This window comes from Shewanella sp. AC34-MNA-CIBAN-0136 (assembly GCF_040309945.1).
GTDB lineage: Bacteria > Pseudomonadota > Gammaproteobacteria > Enterobacterales > Shewanellaceae > Shewanella.
The window spans coordinates 1-25,967 of the sequence record NZ_JBEOPJ010000007.1 but is presented as its reverse complement, the minus strand read 5'-3'; the positions used below and the strand labels follow the sequence as shown (position 1 = coordinate 25,967).

Annotated in this window: 21 protein-coding genes and 2 tRNA genes; 11 read left to right on the top strand and 12 right to left on the bottom strand. The window is 41.1% G+C overall.

The annotated features are described in order from the left end of the window. Window positions 1-68: 68 nt before the first annotated feature. From AAEY94_RS08685 to AAEY94_RS08650, 8 genes are all read right to left on the bottom strand, one after another. Window positions 69-854, bottom strand: coding sequence for an alpha/beta fold hydrolase (locus tag AAEY94_RS08685; RefSeq protein ID WP_182743429.1), 786 nt, complete (start codon window positions 852-854; stop codon window positions 69-71). Between the two features lie 90 nt (window positions 855-944). Then, on the bottom strand, window positions 945-1,799 hold the full coding sequence (locus AAEY94_RS08680; protein ID WP_182743428.1) for a crotonase/enoyl-CoA hydratase family protein: 855 nt from the start codon (window positions 1,797-1,799) through the stop codon (window positions 945-947). Between the two features lie 10 nt (window positions 1,800-1,809). Further along, entirely contained in the window at window positions 1,810-2,502 is a 693-nt protein-coding gene (locus tag AAEY94_RS08675; protein WP_162023146.1) for a crotonase/enoyl-CoA hydratase family protein, read from the bottom strand. 34 nt (window positions 2,503-2,536) lie between these two features. Further along, complete coding sequence (locus tag AAEY94_RS08670) at window positions 2,537-3,448, bottom strand: bile acid:sodium symporter family protein (protein ID WP_101088248.1); 912 nt, start codon at window positions 3,446-3,448, stop codon at window positions 2,537-2,539. A gap of 86 nt (window positions 3,449-3,534) precedes the next feature. After that, a complete protein-coding gene (locus AAEY94_RS08665; protein ID WP_350978439.1) occupies window positions 3,535-4,740 on the bottom strand; it encodes a DUF2855 family protein in 1,206 nt (401 codons plus the stop codon). A gap of 125 nt (window positions 4,741-4,865) precedes the next feature. Next, window positions 4,866-5,870 (bottom strand): alpha/beta fold hydrolase, encoded by a 1,005-nt coding sequence (locus AAEY94_RS08660; RefSeq protein ID WP_350978437.1) that lies wholly within the window; start codon window positions 5,868-5,870, stop codon window positions 4,866-4,868. A gap of 25 nt (window positions 5,871-5,895) precedes the next feature. Continuing rightward, complete coding sequence (locus tag AAEY94_RS08655; protein WP_350978435.1) at window positions 5,896-6,558, bottom strand: nitroreductase; 663 nt, start codon at window positions 6,556-6,558, stop codon at window positions 5,896-5,898. Window positions 6,559-6,699: 141 nt separating this feature from the next. Then, window positions 6,700-9,150, bottom strand: coding sequence for a TonB-dependent receptor (locus AAEY94_RS08650; protein WP_350978433.1), 2,451 nt, complete (start codon window positions 9,148-9,150; stop codon window positions 6,700-6,702). Between the two features lie 576 nt (window positions 9,151-9,726). On the opposite strand from AAEY94_RS08650, the gene AAEY94_RS08645 reads away from it, so the two are divergent. Together AAEY94_RS08645 and AAEY94_RS08640 are read left to right on the top strand one after the other, a co-directional pair. Beyond that, on the top strand, window positions 9,727-11,523 hold the full coding sequence (locus tag AAEY94_RS08645; RefSeq protein ID WP_335691905.1) for an acyl-CoA dehydrogenase C-terminal domain-containing protein: 1,797 nt from the start codon (window positions 9,727-9,729) through the stop codon (window positions 11,521-11,523). 270 nt (window positions 11,524-11,793) lie between these two features. Continuing rightward, window positions 11,794-13,533, top strand: coding sequence for a DUF885 domain-containing protein (locus tag AAEY94_RS08640; protein ID WP_101088255.1), 1,740 nt, complete (start codon window positions 11,794-11,796; stop codon window positions 13,531-13,533). Between the two features lie 126 nt (window positions 13,534-13,659). Here AAEY94_RS08640 and AAEY94_RS08635 read toward each other — a convergent pair whose 3' ends face one another. Further along, the gene (locus AAEY94_RS08635) at window positions 13,660-14,268 is read right to left on the bottom strand and encodes a flavin reductase family protein (protein ID WP_101088256.1); all 609 of its coding nucleotides are present in this window, start codon (window positions 14,266-14,268) and stop codon (window positions 13,660-13,662) included. Window positions 14,269-14,855: 587 nt separating this feature from the next. Between AAEY94_RS08635 and AAEY94_RS08630 the strand changes: the two genes are divergently transcribed. Both AAEY94_RS08630 and AAEY94_RS08625 read left to right on the top strand, forming a co-directional pair. Continuing rightward, window positions 14,856-15,143, top strand: a complete 288-nt coding sequence (locus tag AAEY94_RS08630; RefSeq protein WP_101088257.1) for a sll1863 family stress response protein — start codon at window positions 14,856-14,858, stop codon at window positions 15,141-15,143. A gap of 187 nt (window positions 15,144-15,330) precedes the next feature. After that, on the top strand, window positions 15,331-15,798 hold the full coding sequence (locus AAEY94_RS08625) for a hypothetical protein (protein WP_101088258.1): 468 nt from the start codon (window positions 15,331-15,333) through the stop codon (window positions 15,796-15,798). A 131-nt stretch (window positions 15,799-15,929) separates the two neighbouring features. Here AAEY94_RS08625 and AAEY94_RS08620 read toward each other — a convergent pair whose 3' ends face one another. Beyond that, on the bottom strand, window positions 15,930-16,142 hold the full coding sequence (locus AAEY94_RS08620; protein WP_011637494.1) for a hypothetical protein: 213 nt from the start codon (window positions 16,140-16,142) through the stop codon (window positions 15,930-15,932). Between the two features lie 380 nt (window positions 16,143-16,522). On the opposite strand from AAEY94_RS08620, the gene nhaA reads away from it, so the two are divergent. The 7 genes from nhaA (at window position 16,523) to AAEY94_RS08585 (ending at window position 24,771) form a co-directional block, all read left to right on the top strand. Beyond that, window positions 16,523-17,884 (top strand): Na+/H+ antiporter NhaA, encoded by a 1,362-nt coding sequence (gene nhaA, locus AAEY94_RS08615; protein WP_350978428.1) that lies wholly within the window; start codon window positions 16,523-16,525, stop codon window positions 17,882-17,884. Between the two features lie 151 nt (window positions 17,885-18,035). Further along, window positions 18,036-18,251 carry a TetR/AcrR family transcriptional regulator gene (locus tag AAEY94_RS08610; protein ID WP_157822837.1) on the top strand — a complete coding sequence of 72 codons (216 nt, stop codon included), beginning with the start codon at window positions 18,036-18,038 and terminating at the stop codon, window positions 18,249-18,251. A 924-nt stretch (window positions 18,252-19,175) separates the two neighbouring features. Beyond that, window positions 19,176-20,333, top strand: a complete 1,158-nt coding sequence (locus AAEY94_RS08605; protein ID WP_335692379.1) for an iron-containing alcohol dehydrogenase — start codon at window positions 19,176-19,178, stop codon at window positions 20,331-20,333. Between the two features lie 12 nt (window positions 20,334-20,345). After that, the gene (gene curA / locus AAEY94_RS08600) at window positions 20,346-21,380 is read left to right on the top strand and encodes an NADPH-dependent curcumin/dihydrocurcumin reductase (protein ID WP_350978425.1); all 1,035 of its coding nucleotides are present in this window, start codon (window positions 20,346-20,348) and stop codon (window positions 21,378-21,380) included. Between the two features lie 131 nt (window positions 21,381-21,511). Then, window positions 21,512-22,894 (top strand): NAD-dependent succinate-semialdehyde dehydrogenase, encoded by a 1,383-nt coding sequence (locus AAEY94_RS08595; RefSeq protein ID WP_182745088.1) that lies wholly within the window; start codon window positions 21,512-21,514, stop codon window positions 22,892-22,894. A gap of 580 nt (window positions 22,895-23,474) precedes the next feature. Further along, window positions 23,475-23,753: a substrate-binding domain-containing protein gene (locus AAEY94_RS08590; RefSeq protein WP_350978422.1), complete on the top strand. Its 279-nt coding sequence runs from the start codon at window positions 23,475-23,477 to the stop codon at window positions 23,751-23,753. 301 nt (window positions 23,754-24,054) lie between these two features. Beyond that, window positions 24,055-24,771 (top strand): NUDIX hydrolase, encoded by a 717-nt coding sequence (locus tag AAEY94_RS08585; RefSeq protein WP_310734201.1) that lies wholly within the window; start codon window positions 24,055-24,057, stop codon window positions 24,769-24,771. 994 nt (window positions 24,772-25,765) lie between these two features. Here AAEY94_RS08585 and AAEY94_RS08580 read toward each other — a convergent pair. Then, window positions 25,766-25,842, bottom strand: a tRNA-Val gene (locus tag AAEY94_RS08580). A 48-nt stretch (window positions 25,843-25,890) separates the two neighbouring features. Then, a tRNA-Val gene (locus tag AAEY94_RS08575) sits at window positions 25,891-25,967 on the bottom strand.

Sequence of the window (25,967 nt, the reverse complement as noted above, 5' to 3'; positions counted from 1 at the left end):
GGCCTCTTAAAATAGATTGTTTATCTGTTTGAGTTATTTGAGTTAGTTGCCAAGTGTAATGGTAATTATCACCAGTCTTTAATGATCTGTTTGACCATATTGGCGGTGTTTTCTGGTTGTTCTAATGGAAACATGTGTCCGCCATTGGGTAGCGTCATTAACTCGATGTCGTTCAGTTTTGCAAACCGAACAAAATGTTTAATCGGGAATATCTGAGTCTTTTCACCGTAAATCAGTTTTGCTGGCACGGTCAGTTTGTTTTTGTATTTAACAAGGTTGGTCGGTAAATGCCTAAAGATGTCGGCTTCGACGGCAGGAGAGAAGCTGAGCTCTAAACGTTTATTGCGTAGCACCACACTTGATGATGCATAGTCTTGTAAGCAACGAGAATCAAAGTTTTTAAACAATGTTTTCTGTGAAAAATAATCAACTAAGTTAGTGTTTTCTGGCCAGTGATTTTGGCGTGTGTTGGCTTTTCCTGCTGGAGAAAGCTTATCAATATAAGGTGTTCGCTTAATAAAACTCAGCAAATGTGAGAATGCGCCGGTGACGACAGGTGGATCGAGCATCACTAAACCTCGAAAAAGCTCAGGATGTTGGCAAGCAGCGATAAACGATATAACACCGCCGAATGAATGCCCAACACAAATGACTTTTTCATCTTGCTTCTTAATAAATTCAACAAGTTCAGTAACAAGGTGTTGCCAGTTATTGTGTATTGGATACAGAACATTATGGCCAAATTGATTGTGGGCAACGGTACGGTAGTCGTTATCAAACTCTTGTAGAAATGTTTTATAGCTGCCAGCGGGGAAGCCATTGGCATGCACTAGGTTTATCAAAGGTTTTGTCATAGTTCACTCTAAAGGGTTAGCGCTATTAATGATTAAATTAATTCAGTCATGAGCTAAGTTAATTGGCAATAACGCTGGTTTACCCAATGCTTAGAATATTTTTAATGGGTCAATTTGCGTTAACTCTTCAAATTCAGGCGCACGATTTTGCGCTTTCGCTTTAAAGATTTCCATCATGTCGTTTTGAGGTTGGAACATGCCGCTTTGCCATACCGACATGTAATGTAAACTGTCGGCGACACTGTGGTCGCGGGCATAGTTAATCATCTCTTTACAGCCGGTAACGGCTAAAGGCGAGCGGGCGGCAATATCTGCAGCAATGCCTAATACAGCAGTTAACATTGATGCTTGGTCTTCATATACATGATTAACTAATCCGGCTGCTTTGGCTTCAGCCGCAGGCATTCTTCGGCCTGTGTAGGCTAACTCTTTCACTAATCCGATTGAAATCAATTTAGGTAAACGCTGCAAGGTCCCTACATCAGCGGTCATGCCGAGTTTGGTTTCTTCGATGCTAAAAAAAGCGTCGCTGGTGCAATAACGGCAATCTGCCGCGGTGACCATATCAACGGCGCCGCCAATACAGCCACCTTGAATAGCCATTAACACAGGCATGCGAGCTGTTTCAAGCACGTTAAAGCAATCTTGTAGCTTGAGAACCAAGCGGCGTAATTGGTCGTGTTTACGGCCTAATTCGATATTCTCGTCGCGGTTACTCGCACTGAATACGGCTAAGTCCATACCAGCACTAAAATGCTTGCCAGTTGAGGAAATGACAATGGCGCGAGCCGCCGATTGATTATTGATATCGTGTATTACGCTTGGAAATTCATGCCAAAAATCGACGTTCATTGAATTTAACGCGTCAGGACGATTAAGGATAATGTGAGCCACTTTATCGGTAATGTCGACAGTGAGCGTTTGATAGGTCTTTTGCGATATCATATTTATATCCTTATAATTTCAATGAAATTTGCTTATCTTGCTCGATGGCTGCATCCAATGAGGCGAGAATAGTCTTACGCTCTTTTAATTTGGTGCCTAAATGCGCAGCCATATTCAGCGTTTGCATGTGTTTAGCCACGGCATGTGCAGTGTCCATGAGTTGTTCTGGCTCAACCACTTGATCGAGAAAACCTGCCATTACTGCTTGTTCTGGTGTAAATAACTCAGCATTGATTACCGCGCGCGACAGATAATTTTGCGGAATACGATTACGCGCGATTTCAATGCCTGCCTGATGCATAGTCATGCCAATAGCCACTTCGTTAAGGCCAATTTTAAACGGACCTGCGCTGCCAATACGGTAGTCGCAGCTGAGTAGTAAAAATGCGCCTTTGGCGATGGCATGGCCTGAACAGGCACCGATAATAGGCGTTGGGAATGCGAGCATTCTGCGGGCTAACGTTGAGCCTGCAGTGACCAAAGCAATTGCCGCTTCAGCGCTTTGCTTCATGGTTTTAAGGTCATAGCCGCCAGATAGAATTCCGGGTTGGCCAGTTATTATGACCACTGCATTTTGCTGCTCTGCATGGTCCAATGCACTGTTGATTTGGGCGATGACTTCAGGCGATATTGCGTTAACTTTGCCATTGCTAAGGGTAATAACATGCACATTGTTTTCAATTACTACGGTGATCAGTTCCATTGTTTACCTTTGTTATTTTAATTATTAGTTTCGTCTAGGCGTTATCGGCAACCACTTCGCCATTATTTTTCGATTTAAAATACTTGGAATTTAACATACCCGCTAGAATCCCTGCGGTAAAGAGCATTGTGAGGGTGTAAATCGCCGGCGTGAATGACATCTTGTAATTAGCCAACAATGTTAACGCCATAAACATGGATAAGGTACTGTTTTGTAGGCCGACTTCAATGGTAATGGACGTTCTTTGAGCAAGATTTAATCCAAACCATTTACTTGAATAATATCCTAATAGCATGGTTGAAATATTAAGAATAATCGATACCGGTCCTGCGGCGATAAGTGCAGGAATAACGATATCTTGCTGAATATACGTTAAAAATATAATTAACAACGTCAGAAACAATATGCCAAAGCGTGATACATGGACTTGAGTACTTTCAGCAATTTTGGGAGCGTAACGTCTGATCAACATGCCCAGCAAAATAGGCACAATGGTCAGCTTCATTAAGCTAAACATGGTTGCCAGTATTGGTAACTGGAATTCATTGCCTTGCCCCATGAAGTGAATTAATGAGTAATTAAGCACCACGGGAATAGTAAACACGGTAATTAAACTGGCCACCGCCGTCATGGTGACCGACAGTGCCACATCACCTTTCGCTAAATGAGAAAACATATTGGATGTTGTGCCACCTGGACACAGTACCAGTAACATGACTCCTACTGCGTATTCTGGTTCTAATGGCATGATATTGGCTAATGCAAAGCCAATAATAGGTAACAAAAGTAGCTGGTTAGTTAATCCAATTGCAACTGCTTTAGGGTATTTAAGCACGCGTTTAAAATCGTCTGTCACTAAAGATAGCCCCATGCCCATCATAATTAAAAAGATGCACACTGGGATAACTTGCGAATTAACAAATGTCACTAATTCAATATCTTCCATAATAACCTCATTCAGATATGACCTTTATTGGGCCGATAACGTCCATTTTTATTTTTTAAACACGAGCTTGTTGATTGAGAGTTTGCCTATTGCTTACTTGGTTTGAGTGTATTTGGGTCTAACGATATGATTTGTCCAACAGATGCATCAGCTGTTCCGGCTAAAACCTGTTGGTAAATATCATTAACGTGGTGAAGATCATGGGTGTGGGAAATGGTGATAATGGATCTACAAAAGTCTATATAACGGAGTAACGATTGATTCATTTGTTTCATGGTTTCGCCAACCCCCCATTCAAGACTGCGTTTTTTCAATTGTGTTGGTGCAAAGAAGAATGTTGGAGGTGCACCTGGTAGCAGACCATCACTTTGTGTGTCTGTTAAGTCAATATCGCCATGATGGGTTGCACCGATCCGGCATGAATAGCGCAGTTGTTGGGTAAAGTGGTGATGAATGGCGGCTAAGGTGTTTTTACCACCGGCCATGTCCACTAAGATGGATGCCACATTGGCATCTAGGGTGGTGATGTCGTTATAGCTAATAACGACATCGTAACAACCTAATGATTCAACAAAACTGAGATTGGCCATTGAGGTAATGCCAACCGTGCTACGTTGGCCTCTTTGCTTGATGGCAAAGGCGAGGGCGATACTGGTTTTACTGGATGCACTGGTAATCAGATATTGCGTGGCATCGAAATAATTATTGTCGAACATAAAGTCATCCACTAACCAAGATGTGGTGAACAGTCCGCGTAATAAGATGTCGTAGTCTTCATTTTTTAGCTGATAAAAAGGATTGGCCGTAACACGATCAAAGCGCGCATAAACCGGAGATAAGCCTTCTCTGCATGGATTGATATCTGAAAACCCGCTTGGGTTAACTTTACCAGCAATGATTTTGAGATGGGTCGCCATTGGCATAAATCCCCACACTCGTTCACCGACGTTGATATCTTTGTTATTTGACGACACCACATCGGCAAACCCCATGACAGGTAATCGTCCCCATTGAGTTTGTTGAGCCGTATTCGTTGTAGACGTAATCGAATTTGAAGCTGTATCTGAAGGGACATTGTTAACAGGAAAGAATTGCCAATAACCTAATGTATCCCCAGTGATGCCATAGCTGATGTTATTTGCGGTTAACGCGAACTTACTCACCTTAAGCAATACTTCATTGTCAGCCAATGGCTGCTCAATATTCAGCTCAACAACACGTGTTTGTGACAAGTCACTTTTAGCCACTTCAAATACAAGTGTCGGCTGAGCTTGTGATGTTAATGTCGTCATAAAATCCCTTTATCGTTATTATTATTTCGTTTGTTATTTAGCGCACTATATTGAGTTTGTTTTACAACAAGCCTTTAACTAAGGATGCAATTAACTTTCTGTTTTTAAATGTATTTAAATTAATATTAATCGTTTATAAAATTATTAATGGCGACATTCACTTCGTCTGGCCTTTCATGTTGTAGCCAATGACTGGTGTCTTGAAAACGCTTTATGGTGCAGTTAGGCACATAGTGATGAATGTCATCGAGATTTTCATTAACGAAGGCAAGGTCTTGTTCGCCCCATAAAATCAATGTGGGAACATTGATCCGTATATTGGGTACTTTAAGCTGCGATGCTTGTTTAACGGGACTCGATTTAGTTGTGTCATTTTGAGTCGATGTTGTGTCTAGGGATGATGCCGTTGTTGAATTACAACGTTGATTATCTGTGTCATTTTCTGCCAGTTGTGGCATAGCGCGATAATATTGCAACATGCCATTAATTGCGCCTGCTTGGCTCCAAACTTGTTTATATTGCGCTTTTACAGCGGCGGTAAACACGCTTGGGTTGGTACTAACCATGATGTCTTCGCTTAAATAGCGATAATCATCTTGCGTTAATAATGACTCCCCCGATGCGCTGATTAATTGATGTATATAAGCACTTTTTTTGCGTTGTAGTGGATTGTTAATCATTTCTCGAGTGAAGGTACTTGGGTGAGCCGCATTAACAATTATCAGCTTACTGATTAACTGAGCATGAAACGCTGCTAATGGCCAAGCAATAGCGCCGCCCCAATCATGGGCGACTAAAATAACAGGCTGAGTAGGGCTAATTGCAGCAATAAACTTGGCCATAAAGCCGATAAGATTGGGTACCGTATAGAAGCTGACATCGTCTGGTTTATCGCTTAGATTATATCCCGGCAAGTCGGGTGCGATAACACGATAATGTGGTGAGAAAAAACTCAGTTGAGCTGACCATGTACCCCAATATTCAGGAAAACCATGCAAAAATATTATTGTCGGTTTGAGCGCAGTGATGCCAGCGACAGCAGATACGTTATTTGCTTCAGTAGATTGCCCTGATTCAACATAATGAATATTGACGTTATCCACTAAAATATTTTTATGCTCTAGTTTCATATTCAATCTCATTAGTCATGACTGGTTAATCGAAAAATGCCACAGCGTTTTCAATGGATTCACGATCGGTACGGGTATTGTTTACCGCTGCACTGTCATCGGCGTAACCAAAAGACATCCCAAATAAAATACCGCGCTCGCCAGGGAGGTTTAATAGTTCTCTTACTGGGTCGGGGAATTGCCCTAATGCACCTTGCATGCAATTTGATATGCCGTGATCTGCCATAATCAATGACAGTGTTTGAGCATATATACCTAAATCAACAGCGCCCATAATGTCTAAGTATTTATCCATAGTGAAAAACACCGCATGTGGCGCATCAAAGAACTGCCAGTTACGTACCATCGCCATTTGACGGGCTTTTTTGTCTTCTCGTGCTACACCGATTGCACTATACAACGCATTCGCTGAGCCAAATTGACGATCACGATGAATACCTTGATATTGCGGTAGCCAATTAAAGTCAGGATTTGGCGAGGCGCCGCTCATGAGTGTTTCCATAAACTTTTGTTTCAATGTGTCTTTTGTCTGACCTGAAACCACACAAGTTTGCCATGGCTGCACATTACAATTGGAAGGAGAAAGCTGTGCATGGGCAAAAATCAAATCCAAGGTTTCCTTGGCAACCGGTTTGTCGAGAAAGGCGCGTGCTGAGTAACGGTTTTTTAATATTGATTCTATAGACATATAGGACACTCTTATTGTTTTATTGATAGTGAGTTTATAGCGTTATTGGCGATATAAATCAGTTGCTTAATCTTGATGTTAATAAAAAAGTCTGCAGTGGCAGTAAAGCGCTATTACCGTCACTGCAGACTGTTTAGCTAGTTAAAATTGGTACGAAATATTGGCTCCAAAGGTACGTGGTTGATTTGGATAACCATTAAAACTGCCCGCTTGAATTGGAGGTGGGAATGCCGACAACAGATATTCATCATTGGTTAAGTTACGCACCCAAAGCTGTAAACTGACGCCATTATCAAATGCCAGTCCCGTACTAGCGTTGAAGGTGTTTACCTCGCGAGATAATGATTCAGGCGTATTTTCAGCCAGTTTAGTATCACTTTCGAAAAGGTAATCGGTACGAACATAGCCATCGGCACCATTAAATACTTCAAAGTTATACACAATACCGGCAGTGATGCTGACTTCATGAATACCAGCCGGTTTCTCGCCAGATAAATCAACCGGGCCGTTTAAACCTGATGCACCAACAAACGAGTCGTAAACAGGGTCGAGGAAGGTACCCGCTAAGGTAAATGACCAATCTTCAGTGAGGTTATAATTAGAGTCAAACTCAATACCTTGGGTACTTTGTTTACCCGCATTGGCCAGGACATAACCTGTGCCAATGAAAATAGATGACTGAAACCCTTCAATGGTTTGATCAAATATGGTTGCGCTAAATGATCCGTGTTCGAATTGAGTTTTAATGCCCAGCTCGTACACCATTGCTTCTTCAGGTGAGGCATAACGGCCGCCATAAACCTGATTGGGAAGTGCTAAACCTGCCGTTTCTAATGCAGATTGATCCGCTGCGAAAGGGCTTGAATAACGGGATAAGTTCCAAGACGTTGCTTTAAAACCTGTTGCTGCTGTAGCGAATATATTGACATTGTCATTAATTTCGTAAGCTAAGCGTAGTGACCACGTGGTTTTACTATCATCTGATTGATTGTTTTCAACAGCATTTGGCAACCCCAGCATAGGGGGTAAAAACTGCAAACTTTTAATCACTGGTACCGCAGGTGCCAACTGAGGAATACTGCCAATAGGCACGCCATACAATGTTGGCACTGTGTCTAAATCAAGTGCAGAAAGGACATCTGAATGTTGTTGAGTGATGTTGATTTCTTTTTGATCATTGGTGTAACTCACGCCAAATATGGCGGTAAAATCGTCGCTGATATGGTAATCAAAACTGGCAAATATCGAGTAAGCATCATTTTCTTGTTCGAACTCAGAACTTACTGCCGAGTCACCTGAGAAAAATGTGCCGGGATCCAGGCCATATACTCCTTCAACACCCGCTAATAAACCCGGAGCACCACCAGCAGCCATCAACACATCAAAGTAATTTCTAATGTCGTTACCATAATACAAGGTATCGCCAGTGGTAACTTCTTCATGAAAAATGAATGCGCCAAACATCCATTCGAGCTGACGTTCACCGGTAGAGGTTAAGCGAAACTCTTGGGTAATTGTTTCGATATCGGTGTAACCGCCTTCGTTCAAAATATCGAGAGAAGTGTAATCGACATCATTCATAAAATCAGAATCGTTGGTACGAAGTGCACTGATTGAGGTAAATGAATAACCATCAAAATCAACATCTAGTTGCAGTGATACTCCACCATCTTTGACGTTGTTATCGGGATTGGAATTAAGAGTAGATTGATAAGCAAATGAATCTGTTTCATCAAGGTCCATGCCCCCGAGCGCACGCACAGCGCCAGTAGTAGGGCCATTAATTGAATTCTCTACCGTACAGCATGCTTCTTCAATTTTACTATAGTCAGCAATTAATCGAAGTTTTACGTCTTCAGTTGGTTCGTACAGTGCCTGACCTCGAATATTCCAACGGTCACGGTCGTTAATATCGTCTAATCCCACCACACTTTCAGTGTAACCATCTCGTTTGTTCAATCCACCAGAAACACTGAATGCTAAATTATCGGTTATGCCATTGGTGTAATAACCTTTAATTTCTTTTTGGTTGAAATTACCTACGCCAACTTCAATTTTACCTTCTTGATAATAAGCGGGTTCTCGCGTGGTGACGCTAATGACCCCAGCGGAAGCATTTTTACCAAACAAGGTACTTTGTGGTCCACTTAGCACTTCAATTTGCTGCAGTCTTGGTAAGTCACCTATTTGAGATGCCGCACGAGAGCGATACACACCATCAATAAATACCCCAACAGAAGGCTCAATACCCGTATTGTTGGTGCCATTACCAAAGCCACGAATTGAGAAGTTGGTGTTAGTTGAACGTTGTAGTGGGGTGACGCGTAGAGTTGGTACCAGAGTTTGTAAGTCTGTTATGTCCATTACTTTAGCTTGCTCTATTGCTTTGCTACTCACTACCGTAATGGCCACAGGAGATTCCTGTAATCCTTTGGCACGTTTAGATGCCGTTACGACGATTCTTTCTATATCGTCTGCACTTTTTTGTGCTTTTGGTTTTTCATCTTCAGCATTTGCAGCTGAGCTCATTACTCCCATAATCGCAAATGCGAGTAAAGAATGCTTAAAATATGTTGATTTATTATTATTCATTTATTTCCCCAGACGATGACTAATCGTTATTAAACAAGCTTGCCAATACATTGATTTACAAAAGATATGTATGACGCTTAAGCGTTCTTATTTGTAACCTGTAAATATATAGCGTTGTAAAATTAGCGTTATTCAATAACATCAAGGGGGGATCAATCAGCTTAATTTTCTATGTTGAAAATTTATCCTGAAAATACGTCATTACCACTTTAGTGAACAATTAACCGCCAAATCATGCTAGGGGGTGTTTTATAATTAAACAAATCAATTATTTTGATAAGTAACTATTCATATAACGAATAATGCACTGAGGAATTTCACCGTCTGAGTGTTTTTAGTTATGCGTAGGATGAATAATCGTCGAGGGCTGAGGCGGTTTTGTTGCGAAGTTGTTGCTGCAAGTCTAACAATACCGACAAACTATAATTCAAACGAATGTATACATATAATTATTATGCATTTGGATAATACTTGTAGTTAACTTAGCATCGGTAGTAACAAATATTATTTGCATGGAAAAATTCATCCAAATAATCACTAACTAGATATAGATTGATAATGACATGGAGAGTAACAATGCCTGAATATAAAGCCCCCATTCGTGACGTAAAATTTGTTATGCAAGAACTGCTAGATTGTGAAGGGCACTATCAGCGTTTGGGTTACCAAGATGCCAGTATCGATATGGTTGATGCGATTATTGCTGAAGCGGCAAAATTAACCGAACAGGTTGTTGCACCATTAAACCAAATAGGCGATCAGCAAGGTTGTACATGGAACGACGGTGTGGTGACCACACCAGATGGTTTTAAAGAGGCGTACGCTCAATATGTAGAAGGTGGTTGGCCAACGTTATCTCAGTCTGAAGAGTTTGGTGGCCAAGGATTACCTCATTCATTAAATATCAGTATTGCTGAGATGTTTTCCAGTGCTAACCATAGTTTTGCCATGTATCCAGGGCTAAGTCATGGCGCATTAGCCACCATTGAAGCACACGGCACTGAATCTCAAAAACAACAATTTATGCCAAAGTTAGTTGAAGGTAAGTGGACTGGCACAATGTGTTTAACTGAGCCGCATTGTGGTACCGATTTAGGTATGTTGCGTACCAAGGCTGAGTTACAGGCCGATGGCAGTTATTCATTAAGCGGCACTAAAATCTTTATTTCGGCAGGTGAACACGACCTGTCAGATAACATTGTCCATATCGTTATTGCCCGTATTCCTGGCGCGCCAGAAGGTAATAAAGGTATCTCGTTATTTATCGTACCTAAATTCAACGTTAATGAAGATGGCACCATTTCAGATAGAAACGGCGTGAGTTGTGGTTCTATTGAACACAAAATGGGCATTAATGGTAACGCGACCTGTGTGATTAATTTCGACGACGCTACAGGACATTTGATTGGTGAACCGAATCGCGGCCTTAAGTGCATGTTCACCTTTATGAATGCTGCCCGTATTGGCGTTGCTAGTGAAGGTGTTGCGGCTGCTGAAGCGTCATTCCAGGGGGCTTTGGCATACGCAAAAGATCGTCTACAAATGCGTTCAATCAGCGGGGTTAAAAATCCTAACGGCCCAGCTGACCCAATCATTGTTCATCCAGATGTTCGTAGAATGCTGTTAACTCAGAAATCGATTGCTGAAGGTGGCCGTGCGTTAATTTCGTATCTTGCCCAGCTAGTTGATATTGGCCATGCCGAAAAAGACGAAGCCATTAAAGCTGATGCTGAAACAAAGTTAGCCTTATTAACGCCGATTGCTAAAGCATTCCTTTCAGAGCTGGGTTTTGAATGTACCAGCCACGGTGTGCAAATTTTTGGTGGTCATGGCTTTATCAAAGAGTGGGGCATGGAACAGTTAATGCGCGATACCAAGATTAGCTGTTTATATGAAGGTACTACCGGTATTCAGGCATTAGACTTACTGGCTCGTAAAATTATTGGTACTCAGGGTGAAGTATTAAAGCCTTTCTCTAAAGACGTTACCGTATTTTGCCAACAAAACATGGATAACCCAGCCATGGCTGAGTTTATTAAACCGATTATGGCTTATGCCAAAGAGTGGCATGAACTGACCGTGTTAATTGGTGGCAAGGCGATGAAAAACCCGGATGAAATCGGCGGGGCGTCTGTGGATTACTTGATGTATGCCGGTTACGTCACACTCGCTTTCTTCTGGGCGAAAATGGCTAAAGTGGCGCAAGATAAATTGGCTGCAGGCACCACCGAGCCAGCGTTCTATGAGGCTAAAATTAAAACAGCTCAGTTCTTTATGCAGCGCATGCTGCCAAGGGCTAAAGGCCATGCGGCATGTATTGCCAATGGTGTCGATTCTATGATGGCACTTGATAGCGAAGACTTTGCTTTTTAATTGAGCAATTATATCATCCGCTAAAATCGATTATATTCTCGATAGAACAAGCCGCAGCGTCAATCGCTGCGGTTTTTTATTGGCTGCGAAGTAACAATACAGATGTAACTCATGCACTGACTGTTTTTCTAATCATTACTTTAAAAGGGTCTACTTTATAACCTGATTTGTTGATCACTATTCGTTACAGATTAGTTAATTCAGCGCTCATCACTTTAGATCTTTATTCGGTTATAGTAATCACTTCATAATAAAAAAAGGACTAAGCCGATGTCAGGCAAAATACTCACGTCTGTGATTCCACTACTTGCTCTTATTCCGTTGACATCATCAGCGGAATCCTGGGTTGATGTCAGTAATGCATACACCAACAAACAAATTCAGGTAACGAGTCAATTTCAACCTGAAATGGCAAGTTCAATTGGCATTACTGAAACCGATAGTCAATGCAGCAGCATTACTAAGGCACAACAAGATAAGTATATTCGTACTCTTGAAACCAGTAAAAAGACGTTGTTACAAGCGCTTAATACTGAAAAATCATTGCAGGTTCGTCAAGACCTCAACATTATTATCAACAATATTGATCAGACCATTGCCTCAGGTAAATTAGAAGACAAATACATGTTGCCTTGGGTGGACGTGCCGTTAATTATATTTAGAGGCGTGTCGGCATTATTAGATGATCAAATGTCAGATACACGTAAACAAGCGGCTAATACTCGTTTAGCGTGTTATGTCGGTAAAACGGGTCAACCTGCGTTAACTGAACAAGCAAAAACCTTGTATGAAGCCGCATTAGCCAACAAAAAATTAATGGGGCCAACAAAAGAAGAAGTAAACCAAGCCCTGGCAAGAATCGATACCTTATTGCAAGGTTTGCAGCAGTTGTTTGAGAAAAATGAATTCATAAAAGCCGATGATAATCTGTCGCTACTAAAGCAGCAAATTGCAGATTACCGTCAGTGGGCAGAAAAAACCGTTATTCCAACTAGCCGAGATGACTTCCGCTTACCGTCAGAAATTTACGCTTTAAAACTCAAAACAGTTGGCATTGATATCGAACCTGAGTTGTTAATTGAACGCGCGAAAGCAAGCTATATGATAACCAAAGCCAACATGCAGGCGTTAGCGCCGTTGGTTGCGCAAAAGTTTAATATGCCATCAAGTGATTATCGCGATGTGATAAAAGCACTTAAAAAAGACTCTTTAGACAACGATAAGATTGAAGATCATTATCGAGCCATTAATAAAAAACTTGAAGCGTTAATCACTCAGAAAAAAGTGGTCAATTTACCTGAGCGCGACATGATTATGCGATTGGCCAGCGAAGCAGAGGCTGCGGGCAGTCCAGCGCCTCATATGTTACCGCCACCGTTTATTGGTAATACGGGTGAACAAGGGCAATTTGTACTGACAACCGGTAACCCTGCATTAACCGGGGATGCTGCTTACGATGACTTTAATTTTAATGCCGTTGCTTATACATTAAGTGCTCATGAAGGCAGACCTGGCCATGAATTACAATTTGCGGTCATGTTGGAGCAGGGCGTGTCACTCGCTCGTGTTTATTATGCTTTTAACAGCGTAAACGTTGAAGGTTGGGCACTGTATGCCGAAGCTGAAATGTTGCCATATCTTCCTATTGAAGCACAGCTTATAGCGCTTCAGCATCGACTATTACGTAATGCTCGCGCCATGTTAGATCCGATGTTGAACCTAGGTCTAACAACAAAAGAAAACGCCTATGCATTGTTACGCAATGACGTGGTATTTTCAGAAGCGGCAGTGAAACAAGAAGTGGATCGATACACCATGAGAATGCCTGGTCAGGCTGGCAGTTACTTTTATGGCTTATCACGATTATTGGAGATCAGGGCTGACGTCGAAATAGCCCTAGGCGATAAGTTTGATCGCTTGGCATTTAATAACTTTGTGTTAGAGCAAGGCTTAATTCCACCCAATTTAATGGCAGAAGCCGTTAAAGAACGCTTTTTAACTAAAAAGTAAAATACGTTGATATTGATAAATCCCATTTAGTTAAATGGGATTTATCAAATACGACTCGTATTCTGGCTATTTTATGCAGCCGCACATACTATAAATTAGCTTAAGCACGATAAAATTATGTCACCGCTATTTTTTAGCATAAGGCAAACGAGCCAGTTTATTGCCTGTGTAGTAACAATCGAGCCCGCTAATCGCTACCGTATCAATAGTGTGTAAATCTATAAACCCATCAGTTTGAACCGCATCATCGTCTACATAAACGTCAACTATTTCACCAATAACAAACTCGGTACCATTGATAGCTAAATGTTGATGCTCTACTAGCTTAACTGAATATTTTAGGCGGCTTTCTTTTACAAAAGGCGCGCTAAAGTCTGATAGGTATTCAGGCGTTAATCCCGTCGCTTCAAACTCTGATTCATCTTTATCATAACGAGCAGATGTTTGATGAGCTTGCTCATAAATAGATTGATTGACTTGATTAATAGTATACAAGCCGGTTTGTAAAATATTTTCAAAGGTATGACGCGGCACACTGTGAGGGCGGATTATCATACCAACCAGCGGCGGATTGGCACCTAGGTGAATAACCGAACTGACAATCGACAAATTAGTGTTGCCCTGTAAATCTTGTGTACCTATTAAATTAGCGCTTTTAAATCCTGACAGTGAATTGATTAAATGGCTACGGGTGTGTTTTTCAAGCGCGTCTAAGCGCTCTTTAGTAAAATGCATTAAAAGTCCTTAACACTAACTAGTGCAACCTTATCAATCAAAATTGGCTGCTTCACCAATTAACGCTACATCTGGGATATTGTTCGTCAATTTGCATTATATGATATCTAGGCCATAAATTATTGCATCTGAGTGTGTTTTTGCTTGTAAATGACTCATTAGCTTTATGGTTATAATTCATTGATATTAATGCTAAATAAATCAAACCAATATACCTCTAGTATGATTTATTCATGTTAGTTTGTTTCTAGCTACTGTATTTCGATACTGCGCAGTGCTCAATTGCCTTGATAAATAACCATCATGTATCTCATGTATCTCATATAACAGCTTAAATTTTTTAATCGCAGGCTTTTTTACGAGCAAAGGTAGCAAATAGATCCATTAACATATCTTCATAACGATATTACATGAACAAGCAATAATGAGGCAGAAGTGAGCAATATGCCGCCTTGCGTGGTAACGTAAATTTAGGCTGGTAAATTTATGCCGGTAAATAATCAAATATGCTGAGGCCCAGTGATTCAAATAAACTAGAAACACTTAAAATGTATAGCGTATCCAATGTATTTAAAAGGACAATCATTATGAGTAAGAAACAAGCATACGAAAAGAAATTGCAAGCGCAGCTCGACGAGTGGAGCGCTGATATCGACAAACTTAAAGCAAAAGCTGATGCGGCCGCAGCTGATGAGCAGCTTGAATACTACAAACAAATAGAGGAACTTCAGTCTATGAAGGACACTGCCAATAAAAAGCTTACTGAGCTTAAAAAGGCCGGTGACGATGCTTGGGAAGACATAAAAGTCGGTATTGACAGCGCCTGGGATTCGCTTGGTTCGGCATTTAAGTCTGCGACGTCAAGATTCAAATAAGCATGCTACATAATAGAAACTCGAGTTAATAGTATCCCTACATTATGGCGGCCAATCATTAATGAGTTTATGCATTAAATGATACAAGCAAGTATCAATATTGGATGAACACCATCGCTTCAAATGTGTGTACACATTAATAGCTGAATGGGCCACGTTGGTTGATAAATTCTTAGAGGGAAAAAATATGAAAAAACTGTTTAATAAGATTTTCGCTGGAGTTCATTTGTTCGCAGCTGTAGTGCTTATCATCTTATCTTTGATAATTATGCTGTGGTCCATTTATGAGGTCATTTCTGGCATACAGTATGACTCTGGATTTATTCCATTAATGCTTCAATCTGTCGCTGCTATCATTATTGCAGCAGCCATTATTGATGTAGCACAGTATATGATGGAAGAAGAGGTTTTTAAGGACAAAGAGCTGCGAGATCCCAAAGAGGCAAGACGAACAATTACAAAAATTATTGTCATTATTACTATAGCAGTCAGCATTGAAGGACTGGTTTTTATATTTAAAGCAGGAACGAAAGACCTTAGCCTTTTGCTTTATCCAGCCTTACTTATTATGGTATCAGCTATCTTAATTGTCGCACTTGGTATATATCAAAAATTAAGCGCTACTATAGAAAAAAGAGAAGAGGAAAGTATATAGTCATTTGTAAACAATGGTTTTTATGTATCGCTTAGATAAGTATTTATTCGCCGCTATAAGCGGCGATTCTCTTAAGGGAAAATGGCTAGCTAAATAGAGAGGACATCAACACACTATATTTCTTTGTTTAGCTATTTTTCAGGAATATCTTCAAGTAATTTTATGATAGTACGATTATTGTTTAGATGGGCTAGGTCAAGGAGGTAGCTTTTCTCAAGCTCTTGCATCGGTTCATCTGCCAATAATTCCTTTACTAACTGCTCTTCATCATTTGCAATGGCGGTTTTCAAGGCTGCAAAAGTCGCGATACTGTGTTTATGTTGATCAGTATTGTTAGATCCCATTAGTTTCGCTCCGTTAATTGTTCGATATTTATGTCATAGCGGGTTACCACACTAACAATATAACCGTGTATTTTGCAATCATAGTGATGGTAAATATACCGAAACAGACCAGAATACATAGTCAGTTGATTAAACCGATTACAGTCATATTCTCAGGCGTGTCTTGACAGTTTATCAGCAATGTTAATCGCTTAGCTCCGCTGGTTTGGCAAACGTGATGCTAGGTTAGCATTAAATTTCAGCGCGATTGACAGGATATAAAGCCGTTTTGTTAGCAAAGATGGTATCGTATTTACTCGATGTTTAATGTATTGATTTTAAAGGGTTCTGGATACATTCTTCGGTTAAAAAATCATGCAATAACGTGATGGAGACAAGTTATGGGTTACGAAATAAAGGAAGAAAATCGTGATCATGCTCCGTTAGAGCGTGGTTTTCTTAAGTTTTCATTACCTGTGGAGTCATTCATCGATAGCCAGATCGTAGCTGGAATCGTGTTACTGGTTTCGGCAATAGCCGCAATTCTTATGGTTAACTTAGGATGGCAACACAGTTATGAAGCACTCAGTACACTTAAATTAACTATTTCTCTTGGCGATTGGTCAATAAGTCATTCCTTACATTATTGGATCAATGATGGCTTGATGGTGTTGTTTTTTTTCATTTTAGGGTTAGAAATAAAATATGAATGTTTGGTCGGCGCTCTTAGCGATTTAAAAGATGCTGCATTAGTTATTGTTATGGCATTAGGGGGCATGGTGCTCCCAGCACTGATATATTCAAGCATTATTTGGATTAGTGACTCGTCCAATGCGTATCAAGGTTGGGGTGTTCCTATGGCCACAGACACGGCATTTGCTATAGGTATTTTAACACTGTTAGGCGCTAAAGCACCTCGGGCTGCTTACATTATTCTTACGGGTTTAGCCATTGTAGATGACATGGGAGCCGTTGCTGTTATTGGATTATTTTATACTGAACAAATCGAAGTTCTGTCATTATTGTGGGCTGCTCTGACGTTATTAGTGTTATTTTTTATCAACATTCTGGGCATAAGAAAACCTATTTTCTATTTAATGGGCGGTTTTTTTCTTTGGTGGTTTATTCTTCAATCAGGCGTACATGCAACCACGGCCGGTCTTTTAGCTGCAATGATGGTACCGACGCGTCCTTATACCAATAAAGTTTGGTTTCGTCGTAAAATGCAAAATGTCATTCAAGAATTTAAGGACGTAGACAGTGTAGACACTCCTATCCTTGAGAATGAAAAACAACACGCACTTGCTGTAAAGGCCGAAGATATTGCCAAGCAAAGTACAGCGCCGATATTACGTTGGGGCTATACGCTAGACAAACCCGTTAGCCTTATTATTTTACCTTTGTTTGCTTTTTTGAACGCAGGTGTAATGTTACCCACAATGATTCCTGAATTTAAAGATACTGTGGTCACACTAGCAATAATACTCGCATTGGTGTTGGGGAAAGGCATTGGTATTAGCCTTTTTGCTTGGTTAGGGTTAAAAGTGGGTGCGGTAAGGTTACCTAATGGGGTGACATTTCCTCATATCATAGGTATCGGATTTTTAGCGGGTGTAGGCTTTACAATGTCATTGTTTATATCAGCCTTAGCATTTGAGGGGCAGCCCGCTTTAATCGAACAAGCTAAGCTGGGTATCCTTTTCGGTTCATTATTAGCCGGGATAATAGGGGCTACTATATTGTTTTTGGTTTCTGATGATTAAGTTAAATTAGTTAGCCCCAATTAGCGTATCGAGACGAATAGATAATAGTCAATTTCAATAATGTCAACGTCAACGTCAATAATGTTAACGTCAATAATGTCAACGTATTGATAGGTACTGGAAATGGGCCAAAAGTGATGGCAAAGAACGTTTGCTACAAGCAATATTAGATTTAATGTGGCAGAGCAGCTATGGCACTCTCACTATTGATGCTATATGTGAGCGAGCCGGCGTCAAGAAGGGCTGCTACTATTTTTTCAAATCTAAATCAGAACATGTTACTGAGGCCATCCTCGACGGATTGGAGATAAAAAAGCCGAAAATGAACACCTTTTTCGCTAACCAGGCCACCTTTAGAACGACTTAAAGCCTACCTTGACGATATACAACAAACACTAATTGAAGCTATCGAGAAACATGGCCGCGTGTTGGGTTGCCCACATTTCTGTATGGATGATGAAATAAGCAGTATTGAAACTGTTGATTGTCACGCGCGTTAGGATTTATTTAAAAACGTAGATGCTTATCTATTTATCTATTTATCTATTTATCTAACTATTTATCTAACTATTTATAAATTTCAGAATTGTTATTAAGTTAATCTTATGTGGCTAATAACATACGCTGATTATTGTTAGTCCCTATCATCATTTTTATACTTAAACAAAACTTAATCCCAATCGTTAGTATTGTTAAAAGGATGTACTCAATTACATCATTTTAGTCTGAACTGTTTACAATTATTAAGATTTATTGGTCTAATTGGAAAGGCTAACATTGGTATGTTAGTGTAACTAAACAGTAAAATATAATTTGGTTTATTTAAAGCACCGCACTAACAGTGATTTTAATCATCTTTTTTTAATCATCTGGTTTTAATATGGTTAGCGTCATGCTGAAAATATATTTTAATATTATATCTAAATATAAATGTCTTAAATCAGAGATAATAACGAGTTTTATATTTAAATATCGTATTGACATATTCAAGTGGTTACTTTAGGTGGTTTACTCATTTAATTATAGTTGACCATTTAGTAAAGAATAACAATGTAGATATCAAGCAAGTGAATATGATCAACGCATTTTATTCCATCTAGGCAATTGCCATGAACGGCAAAATAGCGATATTGGCGATGCTGTTAAGTCTCTTTTTTATCGCCGCAGTTACAAGTTGTCGCAGTATATGTGTTCATCAGGTCTGCCTATATTCGAATACTAGACACAGAAAAATCGACGTATGTCAGCATAAACGTACGCCTTCACATTGAAACAGAAGGAAACATAGAATATGAACAACTTTGACTTTCACAACCCGACAAAAATTCTCTTTGGTAAAGGCCGAATCGAAGACCTTAACGATCATATTCCAGTAGATGCAAAAGTATTGATTATCTATGGCGGTGGTAGCGCGGAACGAACCGGTGTATTAGGGCAAGTGAGAACAGCACTTACTGGTCGCACATTGGTCGAGTTTGGTGGCATAGAACCAAATCCTCGTTATGCAACGACCCTTAATGCCGTCAAAGTAATTGCTGATAACAACATCACCTTTTTGCTAGCCGTGGGTGGCGGATCTGTCATTGATGCGACTAAATTTATCGCGATGGCGGCGCTTTATGCTGGTGACCCCTGGGAGATCCTTACTGCCGGCACGGCAAAAGTGACCGCGGCGATGCCGTTCGGAACGGTGCTAACATTGCCTGCAACAGGATCTGAAATGAACAATGGTGGGGTGATAACCAACCCGGAGAAGATAGCCAAGCTTCCTTTTAGAAGTCCGCATTGCTACCCAATTTTTTCGGTCCTCGATCCTGAACTTACCTATACGCTGCCTGCGCGTCAGATTGCCAATGGCGCTGCAGATGCCTTTGTCCATATTATCGAGCAGTATCTAACTTACCCCAGTGGCGCACACGTGCAGGATGGTTTTGCCGAGTCTCTGCTACGCACCATTATTGAGCTTGGCCCTAAAGCGCTAAAGACACCAGAAGATTATGACATTCGTGCAAGTCTGATGTGGACAGCCACACTGGCTTTGAATGGCTTAATCGGTGCCGGAGTGCCACAAGATTGGGCTTCTCACATGATCGGACATGAGATTACTGCGCTCAATGATACAGACCACGCCCGTACTCTTGCTGTCGTGTTACCGTCACTATTGAATGATCAGCGTGGCCACAAGCACGAAAAATTACTCCAATATGCTAGTAATGTCTGGGGCATCACCGAAGGCACAGATGCTGTGCGAATTGACGCTGCAATAGACGCCACGCGTGCGTTTTTCGAGCAATTAGGGATCAAGACTCGATTGAGCGACTACGGTATTGCCGCAGCAGAAATTGAACTTATTGTTCGCGCCTTGGAGGAACATGGCATGACAGCCCTTGGCGAACACAAAGACATCACCCCAACTGATGTCCGTCGCATTCTTGAAGCGTCACTTTAAAGGAGATTGAATATGACACAAACAAACACAACTAATCGACAATGGGTTCTTGCAGAACGTCCTAAAGGCGAACCTACGCTAGACACGTTAACTTTGATTGAGACCGCAATCCCTGTTGCTAACGACAAACAAATGCTACTGCGGACTGAATTCCTTTCGCTCGACCCCTATATGCGCGGGCGGATGAGCGATGCACCATCTTATGCAGACCCTGTCGAAATAGGCGCGGTGATGATAGGCGGTACTGTATCTCAAGTTATTGATTCCAATATCGATGGCTTTGCTCCAGGCGACTTCGTGCTTAGTTTTAATGGTTGGCAAGACTATGCTGTGTCCGATGGCACCGGGCTCACTAACCTCGGTAAGTCTTCGACCCATCTTTCATGGGCGCTGGGTATTTTAGGCATGCCTGGGTTTACTGCCTGGGCTGGCCTGAAGCATATTGGTGTCCCTAAAGCTGGCGAGACCATTGTTGTGGCAGCTGCGACTGGCCCGGTCGGGGCCACTGTTGGCCAAATCGGCAAGCTGCTGGGCTGTCGTGTGGTTGGAATTGCAGGCGGCGCGGAAAAATGTGCCTATGCAGTAGACGAGTTAGGCTTTGACGCGTGCATCGACCATAAGGTTGCTGACTTTGCAGACCAACTTGCCAAGGTGAACTCAAACGGCATCGATGTCTATTTTGAAAGTGTCGGTGGTAAGGTCCTTGATGCCGTCATCCCGCTATTAAATCCGAACGCTCGGATCCCACTTTGCGGGCTGGTGTCACAATATAACGCAACCGAATTGCCAGAAGGGCCAGATAGAATGAACTGGCTGATGGGTCAGATCCTGCGTAAGAAAATTAAGCTGCAAGGTTTTATTATTTTTGATGACTTTGGCCATCTGTATCCCGACTTCGCCGCCGAGATGACTGGTTGGGTTAAAAGCGGCAAGATTAAATACCGAGAAGAGATTATCACAGGGCTCGAAAATGCTCCTCATGCATTTATAGGCCTTCTTAATGGCGAAAACTTCGGCAAACGTACAATCCATGTTGGTCAAAAGTAACAGGTCAATATTTTACCATTTTGATGGTTCTGACTTCGCCCTCGGGCGATAGCTTTTGCAAAACAACACCGGGGGGCCGGTTGTTAAATACTCGTCTCCTGTTGGTACATTACCCAAAAAAGGTAAATATTATGACATATGAAACACGCAATCCTTACACTGGTGATCTTCTGGTAACGTTCCCAGATGCAAGCGACTCAGAAGTAAAGCAAGCAATTGAAAATGCGCATGATGCTTTTTTACTTTGGAAAAATACTGGGTTTACTGAGCGTGCGCGCATAATGCACGCCGCCGCCGAATTATTACGTCGTGACGTTGATTATTATGCCAATCTGCTCACCATTGAGATGGGTAAACTTATATCCGAAGCCAAAGCAGAAATAGCGTTGTCAGCAGATATCTTCGACTACTATGCAAATAATGCACAGAAATTGCTGGCTCCACAAAAGCTACCGGTTGCCGACGCTGATGCGGAAATTTTGTGTGAGCCGCTGGGTGTATTATTGGCGATTGAACCATGGAACTTTCCTTTCTATCAGGTGGTTCGTATCGCTGCACCACAAATATCTGCTGGTAATACACTGTTGCTCAAGCATGCGTCTAACGTTCCGCAGGCCGCGGCTGCATTCGAAAAATTAATGCTCGATGCTGGTTTACCTCAAGGTGTGTTCAAAAATCTATACGCTACAAGGTCGCAGATAGAAACGATCATTAACGATCCGCGCGTTCAGGGCGTAGCATTAACAGGGTCGGAAAGGGCCGGTGCAGTCGTTGCGGCCCAGGCAGGCAAGGCATTAAAGAAATCGACTCTTGAACTTGGCGGTGCTGATGCATTAGTTGTTCTAGCCGATGCAGATATGCAGAAAACAATTAACTGGGCGGTTCTAGGACGACATTGGAATGGTGGTCAGGTCTGTGTGTCATCAAAACGAATGATCATTGTGGATGAGGTGTATGATCGGTTCCTTGAAGGATATATTGGTGGTACTGCGAATCTCAAAGCGGGTGATCCGTTCGAGCCAAGCACAACGCTAGCGCCACTTTCATCTAGGGCGGCAGCCGATGAAATCAAGGATAAGATTCGCCAGGCGATTTCTTACGGGGCTACCGCAACTGAGGTTGGGCCAATTGTCCCTGATTCAGGCAATTTTGTTCAGCCGACCATTTTGACTGACATTGCAGAAGACAACCCCGCACGTTATTGGGAATTCTTCGGTCCTGTTTCTATGATGTTTCGCGCCAAAGATGAAGATGACGCGGTCCATATAGCCAATGATTCACCGTTCGGTCTGGGCGGTTCGGTATTTACTGCCAACCCAATCCATGGTGCAGAAGTGGCGAAACGAATATCCACAGGTATGGTCTTCGTCAATCACCCGACAATGGCTAAGGCGGATTTACCATTCGGTGGTGTTAAACGTTCAGGTTACGGCCGCGAGCTAGTCGGTCTCGGCATCAAGGAGTTTGTTAACCACAAACTTATCGCCATTGTTGACATCGACGCTCCGTTCTAGCGCTAATTGCCAATCCGATGTCTAGTCGGATTGGCTTATCCAGTAAGGACATAAATCGGTAAATAGTGAGTTGTTTAGCGATATCAACATAAACACTTCTAAGCATGCAAAAATATCAAAATAGTTAACTTTGCAACGTTTAGCGCCCTCGGCAATTAATTTTCGTTAAATAACTTAGCCAATCACGGAACACTGTCGACTATCACCACATCATCGGAGCCAGTAACCGAGACTAAAAGTCTTAATGCAAAACATATCCCCAATTCAGTACTGGCCAGCCTTGTTTGCGAAAACTGAATAAGCCTCCAATTGTCCTTATTTCAAGTACTTCTAAAGCGCTAGCATCAGCATGACACCGTCTTTTCATCATGAGAGATGAGGCTAACATTAACAAATCATCCACACGTCATCATCGTATGTGTCATCATCGTATGTGTCATTGATTATGTGTTATTGATTATGTGAATTTGTTCAAATCTAGAAATCGATTAGTGTTATTTGAAATTAAAAGATATAACTTTTTCGTCACGATAAACCCAGTGCTATTTTTGCAGCTAACGATGATATGGCTGCTGCGGTGATGTCTATTGCACAAAGCCAGGGGATTAATGTGCCAAATGATTTATCGGTTGTTGGCTTTGATGATACAACCCTCGCAACGGTCGTGTGGCCAAACATTACCACGGTAAGACAGCCTATTGATGAAATGGCAACGTTAGCTGTCAGCTTATTTACCTCAAATAAAAACAAAGACTTTTCAGGACTAAAAACAGTCAGTTGCGTCATATTCTCGAATTTGAAATTATTCAAAGAGAGTCGAGTAAATCAATTGTCTAGCAATGACCTATTCTACGGATGATGAAGTGTTTGTTTACGGAAAATACAAATACAATCAATAATTTAAGCAGGTTAATTTGTGGTGATCGTTGATAAAACGCATCTAAGCCACAACGATGATAAGTATTGTTGTAATATTGTGCATTGGTGATGTGCAGTAGAAATTGATTTTGTTTCATGCATTTACAATTATGTTTTTGGTGAGTAAAGTGATTATCAACGTCTGTTGAATATGACTTTTTTACTACTACACAGTTGTTCAACGGCAATCTCCAGAGTGTGTATGTACAACCAAGCTCGCTATATTAAATTGGATCTTACCTGTGAATTTTATAAACGAAGTTATTGATGAAGAAACCATCCCTGCTGATTGTATTAGTAACTTAACCGTTGATAATCTTATTTTTACCCTTCATGACAGCAAACTTAAAGTCTTATTGATTAAATACAATAAAGGCCTAGCAACCAATAAATGGGGCTTAGTCGGTCACTGGGTTCGCAGTGACGAAAACCTCGAGACTGCGGCATCGCGAGTTGTAAAAAACACAGCCGGGGTCGAAAACTTATATTTAGACCAACTAGGTGCCTTCGGTGATGTTGACCGTTACCCAGCCAGACGAATTATTACCATTGCGTTTTATTCGTTGGTCCGCTTTGACGAAACCAATTTATCGCATGGTCCAAATGCCATAGAATGTGAATGGTTTGATGTAAGACAAGTCCCTAAACTGATGTTTGACCATGATAATATTTTGGCCAGTTGCCTTAATCACTTAAAATACAAAGTCAGACATGAACCGATCGGTTTTAGTTTGTTACCTGAAAAATTTACCTTATTACAACTACAAGATTTATATGAATCTATTCTCGGTGTGACATTAGACAAACCCAATTTTCGCCGAAAAATATTAAAGATGAATTTATTAATTGACTGTAATGAGAAGCAACGTAATGTTGCCCACAGAGCAGCGTCATTGTATCGATTTGATGTGCATGTTTATGAAAAACTGACTCAATTTGGTTTTACGTTCGAATATTAATATTCCCTAATCTCAGATGCATCTGCAGAGCAGCAAAATCAAGTATGGTATCAACATATCTATCAACCATTACAAAATGACCCACTAATAAAAGATGCCCACAAAGCATTACTCCTATGGCGTGACAGTATGACTGTGTCATTGGTTACTGGGCTGTTACTGGTAATTGGAGGGGTAAATGTACCTTGGGTCGCAAAAATATTTGATCACTATTCTCTAAGCGTTCCCTTCTGTTTTGCCTTTGCCTTTGCCTGCGGACTTGCTGCGAATAATTGCGGTAAAAGAATGGTGACTAATACGGTTACCATTTGCTACGGCACTAAATTTCACAATCTAAATAGAAAACTGCAGGTGTTCAAATTAACCAAATAGTAGAGTTAAGTCGCTTGCCCTGAGTTGGCGGATCAGAGCTGTGGTTGAAAAGAACAAGCCATTTTGAAAAAGTACATTTATCTACTTGGTGTACATCAGGTGTTGATTGAAAGTACGTCAACTGGCTTGTGTGACTGTAAATTATTCATCGTGCCAGTAATGGAAGTTGTAGTTGTCATTCATTTCAGGTTCAAAAATCACTTGTGCCAACATGTTTGGCACGAAATGGACACAAAACGTCATTTTGGTGTTTTTTGCCTATTTTTTTGAGTTTTAACTATCTTATAGGCTAAATTTGAAATGAATTAATTTGTAAGACTTCTAGACACGAAAAATAACTGCTTGGCACGAGGTTAATGCGATTTGGCGCAGATAAATTTTTACGTAGAGAATTTGGTAATAAAAAAAGGTTTTTAAAACGAGGAGTTACTGCAAGAAATGGTACACCCGAGTGGACTTCGCTTTACCACATGAATACCGACCCCTACCGCCGCCGTTAACTAAGAGAGGGTAGTGCTCTAACCAGCTGAGCTATGGGTTTATTAGCTTGTGAATATTAACTATTAATTTTAGACACAAAAAAACCAGCTTTCGCTGGCCGTATTCTCTTGTATAAGAGAATTGGTACACCCGAGTGGACTCGAACCACCGACCCCTACCATGTCAAGGTAGTGCTCTAACCAGCTGAGCTACGGGTGTATTGTTTACTTTTATTACAATTCCAATGTTTAGACTCTTTGAAAAGAGTGGTACACCCGAGTGGACTCGAACCACCGACCCCTACCATGTCAAGGTAGTGCTCTAACCAGCTGAGCTACGGGTGT